The sequence below is a fragment of the Rhodanobacter sp. FW510-R10 genome (assembly GCF_058781105.1).
The window spans coordinates 2,183,067-2,198,533 of the sequence record NZ_JBYSWL010000001.1 but is presented as its reverse complement, the minus strand read 5'-3'; the positions used below and the strand labels follow the sequence as shown (position 1 = coordinate 2,198,533).

Here is a 15,467-nt window from a genome sequence, read left to right as displayed (position 1 = left end):
AAACGCCAGTGGCGACGGCCCGGAATCACCGGTCAAATTCGCCGGCACAGGGTGCCCGGCCGAACAACCGACATGGGAGGTGACGAAACGCCCCGGCTCCCGTACATTCGGCACGATGAGCGCAACCAACTCGCTGGCAAAACGCATCCTGTGGGGTCTGGTCATCGGCGTCGTCGCCGCCGTACTCACCCTGAGCATCGGCTACCTGCATCCGGCAACGCTGGAGCTGATGCGGAAAATCTCCACCGCGGTATTCGATCCGTTCGGGCAGATTTTCCTGCGCATGCTGTTCTTTGTGGTGATCCCGCTGGTGTTCGCGTCGCTGGCTTCGGGCGTCGCCCAGCTCGGCCAGCTGAGCAAGCTTGGACCGCTGGCCGGGCGCACGTTCGGGCTCTTCTTCGCCAACATGTTCATCGCGGTGATGATCGGGTTGGTGATGATGAACACGGTGCAGCCCGGCCACCACCTGGATGAACAGGCACGTACGCAACTGATGCAGGAGTACGGCGGTGGTGCGCAGCAGAGCATTGCCACCAAGGCCGCGCAGCCCAGCATGAGCTTCGCCACGCTGGTGGAGATGTTCATGCCCCGCAACCTGGTTGGCGCGGTCGCGGGCTCGAGCCGCGATGTGCTGGGCGACGTGTTGCCCCTGATCCTGTTCGCGATCCTGGTCGGTGCCGCCGCGACCCAGTTGCGCGGCAAGCAACGCAAGCGGGTGCAAGGCGCGCTGGACACGGTCACCGAGCTGATGACACGGATCGTCGGCTATGCGCTCGAACTGGCGCCCTATGCGGTACCGGCAATGATCTACAGCGTGATCGTGAAGGTCGGGCCCGACGTACTGCTGGCGTTGTCGGTATTCGTCGTCGGCTGCGCGGTGGCACTCGCGGTGCATCTGTTCGGCACCATGTCGCTGTGGCTGAAGTTCCTCGCCAAGCGCTCGCCCCTGCGCTATTTCCGCCAGATCGAGGCACTGCTGGTCACCGCCTTCTCGACCAGTTCCAGCAATGCCTGCCTGCCCGCCTCGCTTGCTGTCGCCCACGACGAGCTCAAGCTCTCACCCAGCACCGCAGGTTTCGTGCTGCCGCTCGGCGCCACCATGAACATGAGCGGCACGGCCTTGTTCGAAGGCTGCGTCGTATTGTTCGTCGCCCAGACCTTCGGCATCGAGCTGGCGCTCGGCCAGCAATTCATCCTGATGCTGATGTCGGTATTGAGCGCCGTCGCCGTCGCCGGCATCCCGGGCGGTTCCCTGCCGATGATTGCCGGGCTGCTCGCCACCTTCGGCGTGCCGCCTGAAGGCATCGGCATCATCATTGGCGTGGACCGCATCCTGGACATGATGCGCACCACGGTCAACGTCGGCAGCGACATCGTCGTTGCCACCGTGGTCGATACCCAGATGCGGCGTAGCGGCAACCTGTCGGCATCTTGAGGCGCATTCCGCACGGCCTGCGAAGGCCGCGTCCGCGGTGCCCGATGTGATGGTCGCGCCATAGCCCCATCGAATCAATCTTATTCCCACAATCAATTGGACTGATGATATGGGCCCGCCTTATGCTTGACCTCGCAGTTCAATCATCACAGGAGAAACCCATGTCCCTGATCAATACGGAAATCAAGCCATTCAAGGCTCAGGCATTCAAGAACGGCAAGTTCATCGAAGTGACCGACGCCGACTTGAAAGGCAAGTGGTCCGTAGTGTTCTTCTACCCGGCAGACTTCACCTTCGTGTGCCCGACCGAACTCGAGGATCTGGCCGAGAACTACGCCGCGTTCCAGAAGCTTGGCGTGGAAATCTACAGCGTCTCGACCGACACGCATTTCGCACACAAGGCCTGGCACGACAGCTCCGAGGCCGTCGGCAAGATCAACTACACCATGGTTGGTGACCCGACGCAGGCGCTGTCGCGCAACTTCGAAGTCCTTATCGAAGCCGACGGCGTTGCCGATCGCGGCACCTTCGTCATCGATCCGGCCGGCAAGATCCAGATCATCGAGCTCAACGCCGGAGGCATCGGGCGCGACGCGCTGGAACTGCTACGCAAGGTCAAGGCTGCGCAATACGTCGCTGCCCATCCGAATGAGGTCTGCCCGGCCAAGTGGAAGGAAGGCGAGAAGACCCTGAAACCCTCGCTGGACCTGGTCGGCAAGATCTAAAGCTGCACCTGCCCTGCCCACGGGCCCGGGTGTGCCCGGGTCCGCTCTCGAACATGGTGCCGGAGGGCGCCTGCCTACCGCGCGCACCCCGGCATCCCAGGAATTCACCGCGGAGTCCGTCATGCTGGATGCCACTCTCACCGCCCAGTTGCAGGCCTATCTGGAAAAACTCAAGCAGCCGATCGAGATCGTCGCGGCACTGGATGACAGCGCGAAATCGGCCGAGCTCGACGAATTGCTGCGGGAAATCGCCGCGCTGTCGACGCGAATCACCTTGAAGCGTAGCGACGACGACGATGCGCGCAAGCCGTCGTTTGCGATCAAGCGCACGGGAACCGCCATCGGCGTGCGGTTCGCCGGCATTCCCATGGGCCATGAATTCACCTCGCTGATCCTGGCCTTGCTGCAGGTGGGCGGCCACCCGGCCAAGGTCACGCCCGAGGTGGTCGAACAGATACGCAACCTCGAGGGCCCCGCCCCCGACGGCGTGTTTCGCTTCGAGACTTATTTCTCGCTGTCCTGCCAGAACTGCCCGGACGTGGTCCAGGCCCTGAACCTCATGAGCGTGCTCAACCCGAAGATCCAGCACGTCGCCATCGACGGTGCGTTGTACCAGGACGAGGTGGCCACGCGCCAGGTGATGTCGGTGCCGGCCGTATTCCTCAACGGCGAGCCGTTCGACCAAGGCCGCATGAGCCTGGAGCAGATCCTGGCCAAGCTGGACAGCGGCAGCAGCGCGCGCGAGGCGGAAAAGCTCAGGGCCAAGGAGGCGTTCGACGTGCTCGTCGTCGGCGGTGGCCCGGCCGGCGCGGCCGCGGCCATCTATGCGGCGCGCAAGGGCATCCGTACGGGACTTGCGGCTGAGCGCTTCGGCGGCCAGGTGCTTGACACCATGTCGATCGAGAACTTCATCTCGGTCAGCGCCACCGATGGCCCACGGATGGGCGTGGCCCTGGAGCAGCACGTCAAGGACTACGACGTGGATATCATGAACCTGCAACGCGCAGTGGAGCTGATACCGGCCGCGGCGACGGGTGGCCTGACCCAAGTACGCCTGGCCAACGGCGCGACGCTGAAGGCGAAGACCGTGATCCTCTCGCCGGGCGCGCGCTGGCGGCACATGAACGTGCCAGGCGAGGACGAATACCGCAACAAGGGCGTGGCCTACTGCCCGCACTGCGACGGGCCGCTGTACAAGGGCAAGCGCGTGGCGGTGATCGGTGGCGGCAACTCCGGCGTGGAGGCGGCCATCGACCTGGCGGGCATCGTGGCCCACGTCACCCTGGTTGAATTCGACGGCAAGCTGCGCGCCGATGACGTGTTGCAGCGCAAGCTGTGCAGCCTGGCGAACGTCGACATCATCGTCAACGCGCAGAGCACGGAGATCGTCGGGGACGGCCAGAAGGTCGGTGGGCTGGTCTACCAGGACCGCGCCGACGGCAGCACGCATACGCTCGAGCTCGAAGGCATCTTCGTGCAAATCGGATTGCTGCCGAACACGGAATGGCTGCAGGGCACGTTGGAATTGAGCCCGCGCGGCGAAATCGTCATCGACGGCCGTGGCCGCACCTCCCTGCCGGGGGTATTTGCCGCCGGCGACGCCACCACGGTGCCGTACAAGCAGATCGTCATCGCCATGGGTGCCGGCTCGACAGCGGCGTTGAGCGCGTTCGACCATCTCATCCGCGCCCCCATCCCCGCGCCCGCCATGGAAACGGTTGCCGCCTGAGGCGGAGCGCGTCAGGCACGGCGTCGCGGCGCCGGGCAGCATGCACACGAAGGGCCGGCGCAAGCCGGCCCTTCGTCCATCATGGTGTGCAGCTCATTTCTTGGCGAACAAGTGCTCGACGCTGGCGCGCTCGCCGCGCAGTTCGTGGTCGCTGGCATCCATGTGCGCACGCGAAAACTCACTGATATCCAGGCCCTGCACGATGTGGTACTTGCCGTCGCGGCAAGTCACCGGATAGCCGTAGATCACCCCTGGCGCGATGCCGTAGGAGCCATCAGACGGCACCGCCATGGACACCCAATCACCCTCGGCCGTGCCCAGCGCCCAACTGCGCATATGGTCGATGGCCGCGGCCGCTGCGGACGCCGCCGAGGACGCGCCGCGCGCCTTGATGACCGCCGCCCCGCGCTGCTGCACGGTGGGAATGAACTCCTTCTCGTACCAATCCTGGCCGACCAGGTCCAATACCGGCTTGCCCGCGACGGTTGCCTGCGACACGTCCGGATACTGCGTGGAACTGTGGTTGCCCCAGATGATCATCTTGCGCACGTCGGTATTGTGCTTGCCGGTCTTTTCGGCCAGCAGCGACTTGGCGCGATTGTGGTCCAGGCGCACCATGGCGGTAAAGCGTGCCGGATCGAGGTCAGGCGCATTCTGCTGCGCAATCAATGCATTGGTGTTGGCAGGATTGCCGACCACCAGCACCTTGACCTTGCGGTTGGCGTGGGCATTGAGGGCCCGCCCCTGCGGCCCAAAGATGCCGCCGTTGGCCTGCAGCAAATCCTTGCGCTCCATGCCTGGGCCACGCGGGCGGGCACCGACGAGCAGCGCGTAGTCCACGTCCTTGAACGCCACGTTGGCGTCATCGGAGGTGACGACACCGGCCAGGGTGGGGAACGCACAATCGTTCAACTCCATCACGACGCCCTGCAAGGCCGGCAGTGCCGGCGTGATTTCCAGCAGATGCAGGATCACCGGCTGATCAGCGCCCAGCATGTCGCCTGCGGCAATACGGAACAGCAAGGCATAGCCAATCTGGCCAGCGGCACCGGTAACGGCAACTCGAACAGGGGCTTTCATCAGCTACAGACTCCTCAAGGATGGATATGGAGATTCCTCAAGCCGACCGGCCGGCAAACTGCGCGGCCAGCGCCGAGGCTTGCCGTCGCCGGGCGAGCCCGACAACAGCCCGCTTTCAGCCCAGCTCGGCAAAGAAATCGGTGATGCGCTTGAGCCCTGGCTCAAGTTGGGCAACCGGGCAGGTATAGGAAATGCGCATGGCACGCGCTTCGCCAAACGCCGAGCCGGGCACACAGGCCACGCCCTTGGCCTCCAGCAGCGCCGCGCAAAAACTGACGTCATCGTCGATGTGCATGTCGCCGTGGCGCCTGCCGAAGGCCACGGAAATGTCCGGGAAGGCGTAGAACGCGCCTTGTGGGCGCGGGCATACGACACCGGGAATCGCGCTCAAGGCGCCGTACACCACGTCGCGCCGGGCGGCAAAGTCCTGGCACTTGGCGCGGGTGACGTCCTGCGGGCCGGTCAAGGCAGCGACCGCCGCGGCACTCACCACTTCCGGCAAACTGGTGATGTGACTGGAGTTCAACGTGGTAATCGCCTTGGCGACCACCACCGGACCGGCCAGGAAACCGACTCGCCAGCCGGGCATGCCATAGGTCTTGGATACGGAGTCCACGAAGACCAGCCGATCGCGCAATTCCGGCCGGGCGTGGACGAAGTTGTGGTAGCCGATGCCGTCGAAAACCATGGCCGCGTAGATGTCGTCGGTGACGATCCAAGTCTCGGGGTGGCGCACCAGGACGTCAGCGAGCGCGGCAATTTCGCCGGCGGTGTAGACCATGCCGGTCGGGTTGGCCGGATTGTTGAACAGGAACACCTTGGGCTTGCGTGCCAGGGCGGCATCGAGCTGCTCCGGCGTGAGCTTGTAGTTGTGCCGCGGTCCGCAGGGCAAGGGATTGATGCGCGCCCCGACGATGTCGGCAATGTCGCGATAAGTGGTCCAGTATGGCGCGGCAAACGTGATCTCGTCGCCCTCGTCGAGCAGTGCCTCGGCCAGGTTATACAGGACCTGTTTGGCGCCGATGCCGATCGCCACGTTGGCGCGCTGGTAACCGTGGAAGCCCAGCGCCTCGATGTGCTGCAGGAACGCGTCCTGCAGCGCCTCGGAGCCGCGGTTGTTGCCGTATTGGCCGCTGTCGTGCGCCAGCGCTTCACGTGCCGCCGCGTACACGTGTTCACCGGGCAGGAAATTCGGTACGCCGACCGAAAAACTGATGATGTCGCGCCCGGCGGCCTTGAGCTGCCTGGCTTTCTGGGCAATCACCATGATGGTGCTGGGTTTGGCGCGACCGACGCGTCCGGCGAGTTGCGGCATGGCTCTCACACTTCGAGCGAGGACTAAAGACGGCTATTTTATCACGGCCACCGGCCCCGCTCCGGGCTGGCGATGCTACTCGCCAGGCACCTAGACGCGCGCGTCGAGGGTGGCGTTCCACTCCTTGACGCGGTCGGCCTGGGTGGCCAGGAATGCATCGACGTCATCTTCCACCACGACCTTCTCGATCGTGTCGCCCTGCTGGATGGCATTGACCACGGCCATGTCTGCCGCGTCCAGCACTTCGCCAAACACGCTGTGCTTGCCATCCAGCCACGGCGTCGGGCCATGGGTGATGAAGAACTGGCTGCCGTTCGTGCCGGGGCCGGCATTGGCCATGGACAACACGCCCGGCTTGTCGTGTTTCAACCCGGGATGGAATTCGTCTTCGAAACGGTAGCCAGGGCCACCCCGTCCGGAGCCCTCCGGGCAACCGCCCTGGATCATGAAGTCGGCAATCACGCGATGGAAGGACAAGCCGTCGTAATAGCCACGGCGCGCCAGGTTGACGAAGTTGGCCACCGTGATCGGCGCCTTGTCCCCGTGCAGGCGCAAGTGGATCGGCCCGCGGTTGGTGGTGAAGGTGACATGGATGGTCATGGCGCGTCCTCTGGTTCGATGACTGTTTGCCGCCGATCGGCGGACAAGCCGCCAAGCATACGCGATGTCATTGCCATCCACGCCGGGGCGCCACGGTCCGCGCTCACTTCTCGAGCTTGGCACCAGCCAGCTTCGCCACCGCACCGAGCGTGGTCTGCGCCGCATTCAGGCCGAGGCGGAAGTCCGCATCACTGTAGGTCGAGTACAGGTCAGTCGGCTGGTGCCACTGCGGATCCCAGCCCGCGCCAATCTGCGCACCACGCTCGTTCTCGCGGACGCTGATCGATGGCGCCAGGTCCTGGAACGGCGCCGAGTCGGTATTGGTCATGTGCTGGCCGACCTGTGCCGGGTAGTCGGTCGCGTACTTGTCGTTTGCGTCAGCCAGCGCCCAGGCGAGCTTCTGCGAGTCGGCGGCGAACTTAGAATTGGACTGGAACTCGATATTCACGTCGGCCTCCGGGCGCTGCACCTTGCTGACGCTGCCGTCGGCCCGGGGCATGCCGTGGTCGAACATCATCATGTCGTGCTGGATGACGCCGAGCCATTTGGGCTCCGGATACTTGCCCGAGCCCACCGGATCCTCCTTGCCCTGCAGCGCGGCGCGCTGCTCGACATAGGCACGCGAGCCGTTGAGCCCGGTCTCCTCGTTGTTCCACAGGATGAAGCGGATCGAGCGGTCGGTCTTCACGTCCGGCGAGCTCAGCACACGCGCCAGCTGCAGCACCAGCGCCGTCCCCGAACCGTCGTCGTTTGCCGCCTCGCCCCAGCCAATACCGTCCATGTGCCCGCTGACGATGTACATCTCGTCCGGATGGGTGGTGCCGACCTTCGTGCAATACACCTCCTGGCGTTCACCCGGCACGCTCGGCGGCGTATCCAGCGCGCGCAGCTTCGCATCCGGCTGCTTCATCGGGTCCGTGTTCACTCCGGTCGCCGCAACGTTGCCGCGCAGGCGCGAGCCACCCGGGCCTTTGCGCGCCTGCATGAAGCGCAACTGGGCCTGGTGGATTTCCTCAGGCGTCCGCGCCGGCCGCGGGCGCGGCTGGAAATCGTAGGTGATGCGTGCGGTGGGCGTGCAGCCATAACTCTTCAGCTGTGCCTCGATCCAATCGACTGCATCCCGGTTGCGTTGCGTACCTTGGCGGCGGTCGCCAAACTTCGTGAGTCCCTTGACGGTGGCCTTGTATTGCGCCAGGTCCAGGCGGTCGACCAGGACCTTCACCGGGTCGACGGCCGCTTGGGGACTATCTGCCCCAGGCGCTTGCGCGCCGACGGACGTCCCGGCCATCCCGCCCATGGCGACCACACCGGCCACCGCCAACAACCGAGTCCAAGACATGCTCATCATCTGCCCCCAAAACCCAGCGCAGCGCGCAGTCTACACCTCGACGCCGGACCGGCTGGTGGCCTGGCACTCCGGCCGGGGCGCGGCGCGGCAAGACCAGGCATGGGCGCACCCGCTGCGGGAATGCCGGCAAACACAAACCGCCGCATGCGAAATTCCTGGAAGCCGGGTGACCATGGACGAATGGCACTCCGCCGTCCCGAATCGCTGGTGCTAACTTCGACGCTTTCCTGCAACCGCCGCCCGCCATGAATCGTGTCTGCCTGCTTCTTGCGTCGCTCGCCAGCCTGCCCGCCCTGACCGCCAGCGCCGCCGCAACCCTCGACACGCCGAGTGATACCGGCGCCAGCGCTGCCACCAAGACCCACATCACCGAGCTTTTGCAGCGGATCGACCAGACCCATCGCTTTGCCGGCGTCGCCATCTCACCGGACGGCAAGCGGGTGGCCTGGACCCTGGACCTCGGCGCGGGCCCGCGCGTGCAGTTGGCTGATGTGGACGGCAAGCGCGTGGCCGGCATCACCCTCGCCGACACCCACAAGGGCTGCAGCCAGAACCACCCGGCCTGGTCGCCAGACGGCAAGCGCCTGGCGCTGCTGAGCAATTGCGGCAACGGCAAAAATACCGTCCAGCAGGACATCTACCTGGTCGACGTCGGGGCCGGGCGAGCCGAGGCCCGGCGCCTGACCCATCTGGATGGCTACGCCCACGACCTTACCTGGACCCCGGACAGCCACAAGCTCGGCATCCTGTATGTCCCCGGCGACACGCATCTCATCGGTGCCACTGCCGCCACCAAGCCCCGCGTCGGCGTGATCGGCGTGACCGGCGTCGAGCACCAGGCCGTGGCGCTGGTGGATGCCGGCGATGGCGGCGTGCGCACGCTGACGCCCGCGTCCCTGTTTGCCTACGAATACAGCTGGTCGCCGCGCGCCGACCAAGTCGCCTACGTGGCAGCAGCGCCACCGGGGACGAACAACTGGTGGGTGGCGCAAATCTACACGCAAGCCGTCCAGGGCGATGCCCAGCCGCGTTCCATCGTCGACCCGAACAAGCTGGCCGGATCGCTGCACGGACTGCAGGTCGCCCTGCCGCGCTGGTCGCCGGATGCGACGAAGATCGCGTTCATTGGCGGCCTGATGAGTGACCAGGGCGCAACCGGGGGCGACATCTACGTCGTCGCCAGCGACGGCGGCACGCCGCCAGTCGATGTCACTCCAGACATCCACACCACCCCCGCATGGTTGACCTGGACCGGGAACCGGCAATTGCTGGTGTCCTCGATCGCCGGCGGCTCCTCGCGCCTGTCCCTGTTCAGCCTGCAAGCCGGACAGGCCGCCATCGAATCCGTGCTGACCAGCGTGCCGGCGTCGATCACGGCCGGCACCGCTGCCGCCTCCATTGCACTGTCGGCCAACGCCACGCGCTACGCCTTCGTGCACTCAAGCTTCACCGAGGCGCCCGAGATCTACGCCGGCAGCTTCCGCCTCAGCGACGGCCAACCGAGTCAAGGCGCCGCACCCGCGCAGGCGATCACCTGGATCAACGCCGCGTTCAAGCCCATGTGGGGCCATGCCGTCTCCGTAAGCTGGCGCAACGAAGGTTACGACGTGCAAGGCTGGCTGCTGTTCCCGGCCGACTATGACCCGCACCAGCACTATCCAATGATCGTCCAGGTGCATGGCGGCCCCTCCGCCGCCGTAGTGCCGCGCTGGGGTGGCGGCGAGATGGCAGCCATGGGTTATTTCGTGCTGATGCCAAACCCGCGTGGCAGCTTCGGCCAGGGCGAAAAATTCACCCAGGCGGTACGCCGCGACATGGGTCACGGCGACCTGCGCGACATCCTTGCCGGCGTCGACGCCGTCGAGAAATCCTACCCCGTCGATGACCAGCGCCTCGGGCTGACCGGCTGGAGCTACGGCGGCTTCATGAGCATGTTCGCGCCCACCCAGACCCAACGTTTCCGCGCCGCAGTCGCCGGCGCCGGCCTGTCCAACTGGCAGAGCTACTACGGCGAGAATTCCATCGACCAGTGGATGATCCCGTTCTATGGCGCATCGGTCTATGCCGACCCGGCGGCCTACGCGAAGAGCTCGGCAATCAATTTCATCACCCACGTCCGGACCCCGACCCTGATCGTGGTCGGTGAGCTCGACGCGGAATGCCCGGCGCCGCAGTCCTTCGAGTATTGGCACGGCTTGCGTGCCATGGGCATACCAACCGAGCTCGTCGTCTACGCGGGTGAGGGCCATGGCTTCCACAAGAAGGAAGACCAGCGCGACGTGCTCGAGCGCTCGCTGGCGTGGTTCGCCAAGTACCTCGCGCCGGGGGCGACGCACAGCGACACCGCCAAGGCCGCCGCTAGCGTCGGGCCTGGAAGAACTCCCTGAGCAGGGCCGCCGATTCCTCGGCCAGGACGCCGCCGACCAGCTCCACGCGATGGTTGTGCTCGGCGCTCAGCAAGGTATCGAACTTGCCACCAGCGGCGCCGGTCTTGGGATCGGTCGCCGCGTAGACCAGCCGGGCGATGCGGGCATGGATCATGGCCATGGCGCACATCACGCAAGGCTCCAGCGTCACGTATAGTGTGGTGCCGCACAAGCGATGGTTGCCGAGCCGCGCGCCAGCGGCTCGCATGGCCAGGATTTCGGCGTGTGCGGTCGGATCATGCAGCGTCAGGTTGCGGTTCCAGCCTTCGCCAATGACCACTCCCTCGTGCACCAGCACCGCCCCCACCGGCACCTCGTGCTCCGCGTCGCGGGCATGCGCCGCCAGTTGCAGCGCGTGGCGCATGTACCGCACGTCGTCGGCCGAGGGCACGGCCTGACCGGACTCCGCGCCGCTCATGCGCAGCGGCGGTGCGCGCACGCACGCCCCCGGCCCTGCCAGTCGTCCGCATGGACGCCAAATCGGTACATGCTGCAATCTCGCTCTATGACAAGGCGTAAAAATAGCAGCGGATGGGATCCGATTCGACAAGACATGCTCGCCCCCTGTATCCACAGCCGACCTGCCCGCCCGGGACCGCCATGCTGTTCACCAATCCACGCGCGACGCGCACACCCTACCCTGCCACGCTGCAGGCGATCCTGAGCATCGCCCGCGCCGAGGAAAGTCGCCGCTGGCTGTCCACCTGGCCTGGCGTCACCAGCCCCACGCCGCTGCGCGAGCTGCCGGACCTGGCCCGCGAACTGCGGGTTGCCCGCCTCAGCGTCAAGGACGAATCCCTGCGCTCGCCACTGGGCAGCTTCAAGGCCCTGGGCGCACCGATCGCGCTGCTCCGGCAGATCCTGCGCCTGCATCCCGGCTTCCGCCCCCAGGACGTCCTCGCCGGCTGCCATGCCGGCACGCTTGCGGACTACACCGTGATCACCGCCACGGATGGCAACCACGGCCGCAGCCTGGCCGCCGCTGCGCGCGACGCCGGCTGCTGCTGCGTGATCGTGCTGCATGCCCACGTGAGCCGCGAGCGCGAGACGGCCATCGCCGCCTACGGCGCGCATATCGTGCGCGTCGCCGGCAACTACGATGCCGCGGTCGAGGAAGCGGCCCGCCTGTCAGCGGCAAATGGCTGGCAGGTCGTCTCCGACACTTCCTACGCGGGCTACGAGGACATCCCGCGCGACGTGATGCAGGGTTACGGCAGCATTGCCGCTGAGGTCACCGAGCAGACCGGAGCCAGGCGCGACGGCGAGTGTGGGTATACCCACGTCTTCCTGCAAGGCGGCGTCGGCGGCCTGACTGCCGGGGTGGCCAGCTGGCTGTGGGAATACCACGGTGAACAGCGGCCAAGCTTCATCGTGGTGGAACCGGAGCAGGCGGACTGCCTGCTGCAAAGCGCGATCCAGGGCCACGCCGCCAAGGCGACCGGCTCGGTGGATTCGGTGATGGCCGGGCTGGCCTGCGGCGAAGCCTCGCCGCTGGCCTGGCGCTTCCTCGACCCCCTCATCGATCACTGCGTGACCATTGCCGACGACGAGGCCATCGAAGCCATGCGCCTGCTCGCCCGCGGCAGCGTCCGCGACACGCCCATCGTCGCCGGGGAATCCGGCGCGGCAGGCCTGGCCGGGCTGCGGACGTTGCGTCGGCGGGCTGCGCTGTCGGCCCAGGCCGGCCTGGACGCGCACTCCCGCGTGCTGGCCATCAACACCGAAGGCGCGACCGACCCGCGGATGTACGAGAAGCTGGTCGGCACCAGCCCGACGGCAATCACCCGTAAGACTCGTGCGTTCGCTGCAGATACGAGCCGAGACGTCCACCGCACGCGGGCGGACGGGTAGACGACCGCCAGTGCTAGGATGCCTGCGACCACTCGGACGCCAGGGAAACTTGCAGATGCCTAGACTGACCAACGCGGTCCTCCTGCTGGCCTTGCTCTCGAGCGTGGCCTATGCCCAGACCAACGCCGGCGAACAGAAATCCGATCCCAATCTGCCCTTCACCATGACCGAAGTGGCAAGCTTCGACCTGCCCTGGCGCATCGCCTTCCTGCCCGATGACCGCATGCTGGTGACCGAAAAGGTTGGCCGGGTGCAGCTCGTCACTCCGCAGGGCGCCAAGACCGAACTCAAGGGCGTTCCGCCCAGTTACTACAAAGGCCAGAGCGGCATGCTGGGCGTCTTCCTGTCGCCCCATTACGCCACCGACCACAATGTGTATCTCACCTATTCCGAACCGGGCAGCTATGGCGGCGGCCTGGCGCTCGGCCGGGGCCGGCTCGTGCTGGACGACGGGCAGCCCAGGCTGGATGCCTTCGAGGTGCTGTGGCGCCAGATGCCCAAGGGCAAGGGCGGCCAGGAAGGCGCACAGATCGCCTTCTCGCCAGATGGCAAGTATCTCTTCCTCACCGTCGGCGAACGCCAGCGCTTTACCCCCGCGCAAGACCCCAGCCAGCCGGAAGGCAAGATCCTGCGCCTGACCTTGGACGGCAAGCCCGCGCCCGGCAATCCGTGGGCCGGCAAGACCGGCGCGCGCACCATTCCCCTGATCGATCCGCCGCGCGATACCGAGGCGGCCAAGACGGCGCCCGTGGTCAGCACCTATACCTTCCCCGGGCCGAACCTGACCCCGGCGGAAACCTGGAGCACCGGGCATCGTACGCCGTACGGCCTGGCCTTCGCCCCCGATGGCCGGCTGTGGGAGGTCGAGCATGGTCCACGCGGCGGCGACGAGCTGAACCTGATCGAGCGCGGCAAGAACTACGGCTGGCCGCTGGTTTCCTACGGCATGAACTACGACGGCGTGCCCATCCCCAGCCCCGATACGCGGCCTGATCTCGCCAAGCCCGTGATCTATTGGGTGCCGGTGATCGCGCCAGGCAATCTCATGTTCTACAAGGGCCGCGTCTTCCCGCATTGGAACGGCAGCGCCTTGATCAGCGGCCTGGCCAGCCAGGCCATCATCCGCGTCACCTTCGACGGCAAGGGCGGCGCGACCGCGGCCCAGCGCTGGGACGTCGGCAAGCGCGTCCGCGACATCGAGGAGGCGCCGGACGGCTCGCTGTGGATGCTGGAGGATGCCGAGCCCGGCGGCCTGTACCACCTCACGCCGAAGAAATGATCCGACCGGTCCGCGTCACTCCCACTCGATCGTGGCCGGGGGCTTGCCGCTGATGTCGTAGACGACGCGCGAGACGCCGCGTAGCTCGTTGATGATGCGCTCGGATACGGTGCCGAGGAACTCGTACGGCAGATGCGCCCAGTTCGCGGTCATGAAGTCGATTGTCTCCACCGCGCGCAGGGCGATCACCCATTCGTACGCCCGCGCGTCGCCCACGACGCCCACTGACTTGACCGGCAGGAACACGGCAAACGCCTGACTGGTCTTGTCGTAGAGGTCGGCCTTGCGCAGTTCGTCGATGAAAATCGCATCGGCGCGAGCCAACAGCTCGGCATGCTCGCGCTTCACCTCGCCGAGAACGCGCACGCCCAGGCCCGGACCGGGGAACGGATGGCGGTACACCATCGCGGGCGGCAGGCCGAGCGCCACGCCGATGCGGCGCACCTCGTCCTTGAACAGCTCGCGCAGCGGCTCCAGCAATTTCAGCTGCATGTGTTCCGGCAGGCCGCCGACGTTGTGGTGGCTCTTGATGACGTGGGCCTTGCCGGTCTTGCTGCCGGCCGACTCGATGACGTCCGGGTAGATCGTGCCCTGCGCCAGCCACTTGACCCCGGCGCCGTCGGCAGAGGCGAGCTTGGCTGCTTCCTCGTCGAAGATCTCGACGAAGAGGCCGCCGATGATCTTGCGCTTGGCCTCAGGGTCGGTGACCCCGGCCAGGGCCGCGAAATAGCGGTCAGCGGCATCGACGCGGATCACCTTGATACCGATGCCGTGCTCGCTGGCCACCGCGGCCATGCTGGCCATGACCTGGTCGCCTTCCTTCCAGCGCAGCAAGCCGGTGTCGACGAACACGCAGGTGAGGCGAGGCCCGATCGCCCGGTGCAGCAGCGCGGCCACCACGGAAGAGTCCACGCCACCGGACAGGCCGAGCAGCACCTGATCGTCGCCGACCTGCCCGCGGATCCGCTGCACCTGGTCGTCGATGATGTTGTCGGCAGTCCACAGCGACTGGCAGCCGCATACGTCACCCACGAAGCGCCGCAGCAGCGCCGTACCTTGGGTGGTGTGCGTCACTTCCGGGTGGAACTGCACGCCGTACCAGCGCTTCCCGGAGTGCTCCATCGCCGCAATGGGAATCTGCGCCGTGCTCGCCGTCACCACGAAACAGGGTGGCACGGCAGACACGTGATCGCCGTGGCTCATCCAGACGTTCAGGCGTTGCGCGCCCGCCACGTCGGTCAGGCGGCCGAACAGTTCGCTGTCGCGCAGCACATCGACCTGCGCATAGCCAAATTCGCGCGTGCCGGTGGCCTCAGTCGCGCCGCCAAGCTGCACCGCCATGGTCTGCATGCCGTAGCAGATGCCAAGCACCGGTACCCCGGCCTCGAACACCTCGGCCGGCGCCCGTGGCGCATCGGCCAGCGTGGTCGATTCGGGGCCGCCGGAGAGAATGATGCCCCGCGGCGCAAAACCAGCAAGGTCGGCCGGGTCGTGGTCCCAGGGCCAGATCTCGCAATACACGCCAATCTCGCGAATCCGGCGCGCGATCAGTTGCGTATATTGCGCGCCAAAATCAAGGATGAGGATCTTGTCGGTGTGCAGGTCGGTCATGGGCGGTCGAAACTAAAGATGCGAACGTTGGGAAAGGCCCAAGCTGGTACCCGCGGGCCGGAACCACA

At 66.2% G+C, this 15,467-nt stretch carries 12 protein-coding genes; 6 read left to right on the top strand and 6 right to left on the bottom strand.

Features of this window, described 5'->3' with window-relative positions:
* The first annotated feature begins 115 nt into the window (after nt 1-115).
* The 3 genes from AC3WJB_RS09520 (at nt 116) to ahpF (ending at nt 3,889) form a co-directional block, all read left to right on the top strand.
* The gene (locus AC3WJB_RS09520; protein ID WP_492680947.1) at nt 116-1,435 is read left to right on the top strand and encodes a dicarboxylate/amino acid:cation symporter; all 1,320 of its coding nucleotides are present in this window, start codon (nt 116-118) and stop codon (nt 1,433-1,435) included.
* A 161-nt stretch (nt 1,436-1,596) separates the two neighbouring features.
* Nucleotides 1,597-2,160, top strand: coding sequence for an alkyl hydroperoxide reductase subunit C (ahpC, locus tag AC3WJB_RS09515; RefSeq protein ID WP_492680946.1), 564 nt, complete (start codon nt 1,597-1,599; stop codon nt 2,158-2,160).
* Nucleotides 2,161-2,281: 121 nt separating this feature from the next.
* Entirely contained in the window at nt 2,282-3,889 is a 1,608-nt protein-coding gene (ahpF, locus tag AC3WJB_RS09510; RefSeq protein ID WP_492680945.1) for an alkyl hydroperoxide reductase subunit F, read from the top strand.
* Nucleotides 3,890-3,982: 93 nt separating this feature from the next.
* Here ahpF and AC3WJB_RS09505 read toward each other — a convergent pair whose 3' ends face one another.
* From AC3WJB_RS09505 to AC3WJB_RS09490, 4 genes are all read right to left on the bottom strand, one after another.
* Entirely contained in the window at nt 3,983-4,969 is a 987-nt protein-coding gene (locus AC3WJB_RS09505) for a malate dehydrogenase (RefSeq protein WP_492680944.1), read from the bottom strand.
* 115 nt (nt 4,970-5,084) lie between these two features.
* On the bottom strand, nt 5,085-6,284 hold the full coding sequence (locus AC3WJB_RS09500; RefSeq protein ID WP_492680942.1) for an aminotransferase class I/II-fold pyridoxal phosphate-dependent enzyme: 1,200 nt from the start codon (nt 6,282-6,284) through the stop codon (nt 5,085-5,087).
* Nucleotides 6,285-6,374: 90 nt separating this feature from the next.
* Nucleotides 6,375-6,884, bottom strand: a complete 510-nt coding sequence (locus AC3WJB_RS09495) for a peptidylprolyl isomerase (RefSeq protein WP_492680940.1) — start codon at nt 6,882-6,884, stop codon at nt 6,375-6,377.
* Between the two features lie 103 nt (nt 6,885-6,987).
* Nucleotides 6,988-8,223, bottom strand: coding sequence for a M28 family metallopeptidase (locus tag AC3WJB_RS09490; RefSeq protein WP_492680938.1), 1,236 nt, complete (start codon nt 8,221-8,223; stop codon nt 6,988-6,990).
* A 254-nt stretch (nt 8,224-8,477) separates the two neighbouring features.
* On the opposite strand from AC3WJB_RS09490, the gene AC3WJB_RS09485 reads away from it, so the two are divergent.
* Nucleotides 8,478-10,619 (top strand): S9 family peptidase, encoded by a 2,142-nt coding sequence (locus tag AC3WJB_RS09485; protein WP_492680936.1) that lies wholly within the window; start codon nt 8,478-8,480, stop codon nt 10,617-10,619.
* Here AC3WJB_RS09485 and tadA read toward each other — a convergent pair.
* Nucleotides 10,591-11,076, bottom strand: a complete 486-nt coding sequence (gene tadA / locus AC3WJB_RS09480; RefSeq protein ID WP_492683154.1) for a tRNA adenosine(34) deaminase TadA — start codon at nt 11,074-11,076, stop codon at nt 10,591-10,593. The two genes, AC3WJB_RS09485 and tadA, sit on opposite strands and share 29 nt — an antisense overlap.
* 182 nt (nt 11,077-11,258) lie before the next feature.
* On the opposite strand from tadA, the gene AC3WJB_RS09475 reads away from it, so the two are divergent.
* Both AC3WJB_RS09475 and AC3WJB_RS09470 read left to right on the top strand, forming a co-directional pair.
* On the top strand, nt 11,259-12,509 hold the full coding sequence (locus AC3WJB_RS09475; protein ID WP_492680934.1) for a diaminopropionate ammonia-lyase: 1,251 nt from the start codon (nt 11,259-11,261) through the stop codon (nt 12,507-12,509).
* 55 nt (nt 12,510-12,564) lie between these two features.
* Entirely contained in the window at nt 12,565-13,788 is a 1,224-nt protein-coding gene (locus AC3WJB_RS09470) for a PQQ-dependent sugar dehydrogenase (RefSeq protein ID WP_492680932.1), read from the top strand.
* 15 nt (nt 13,789-13,803) lie between these two features.
* On the opposite strand, the gene guaA is transcribed toward AC3WJB_RS09470, so the two are convergent.
* On the bottom strand, nt 13,804-15,399 hold the full coding sequence (gene guaA, locus AC3WJB_RS09465; RefSeq protein WP_492680930.1) for a glutamine-hydrolyzing GMP synthase: 1,596 nt from the start codon (nt 15,397-15,399) through the stop codon (nt 13,804-13,806).
* Nucleotides 15,400-15,467: the final 68 nt, after the last annotated feature.

Excerpts from the sequence above, each read along its gene's own strand:
- AC3WJB_RS09520 (WP_492680947.1), top strand. The coding sequence starts at position 116 with ATGAGCGCAACCAACTCGCTGGCAAAACGCATCCTGTGGGGTCTGGTC.
- ahpC (WP_492680946.1), top strand. The coding sequence starts at position 1,597 with ATGTCCCTGATCAATACGGAAATCAAGCCATTCAAGGCTCAGGCATTC.
- ahpF (WP_492680945.1), top strand. The coding sequence starts at position 2,282 with ATGCTGGATGCCACTCTCACCGCCCAGTTGCAGGCCTATCTGGAAAAA.
- AC3WJB_RS09505 (WP_492680944.1), bottom strand. The coding sequence starts at position 4,969 with ATGAAAGCCCCTGTTCGAGTTGCCGTTACCGGTGCCGCTGGCCAGATT.
- AC3WJB_RS09500 (WP_492680942.1), bottom strand. The coding sequence starts at position 6,284 with ATGCCGCAACTCGCCGGACGCGTCGGTCGCGCCAAACCCAGCACCATC.
- AC3WJB_RS09495 (WP_492680940.1), bottom strand. The coding sequence starts at position 6,884 with ATGACCATCCATGTCACCTTCACCACCAACCGCGGGCCGATCCACTTG.
- AC3WJB_RS09490 (WP_492680938.1), bottom strand. The coding sequence starts at position 8,223 with ATGTCTTGGACTCGGTTGTTGGCGGTGGCCGGTGTGGTCGCCATGGGC.
- AC3WJB_RS09485 (WP_492680936.1), top strand. The coding sequence starts at position 8,478 with ATGAATCGTGTCTGCCTGCTTCTTGCGTCGCTCGCCAGCCTGCCCGCC.
- tadA (WP_492683154.1), bottom strand. The coding sequence starts at position 11,076 with ATGAGCGGCGCGGAGTCCGGTCAGGCCGTGCCCTCGGCCGACGACGTG.
- AC3WJB_RS09475 (WP_492680934.1), top strand. The coding sequence starts at position 11,259 with ATGCTGTTCACCAATCCACGCGCGACGCGCACACCCTACCCTGCCACG.
- AC3WJB_RS09470 (WP_492680932.1), top strand. The coding sequence starts at position 12,565 with ATGCCTAGACTGACCAACGCGGTCCTCCTGCTGGCCTTGCTCTCGAGC.
- guaA (WP_492680930.1), bottom strand. The coding sequence starts at position 15,399 with ATGACCGACCTGCACACCGACAAGATCCTCATCCTTGATTTTGGCGCG.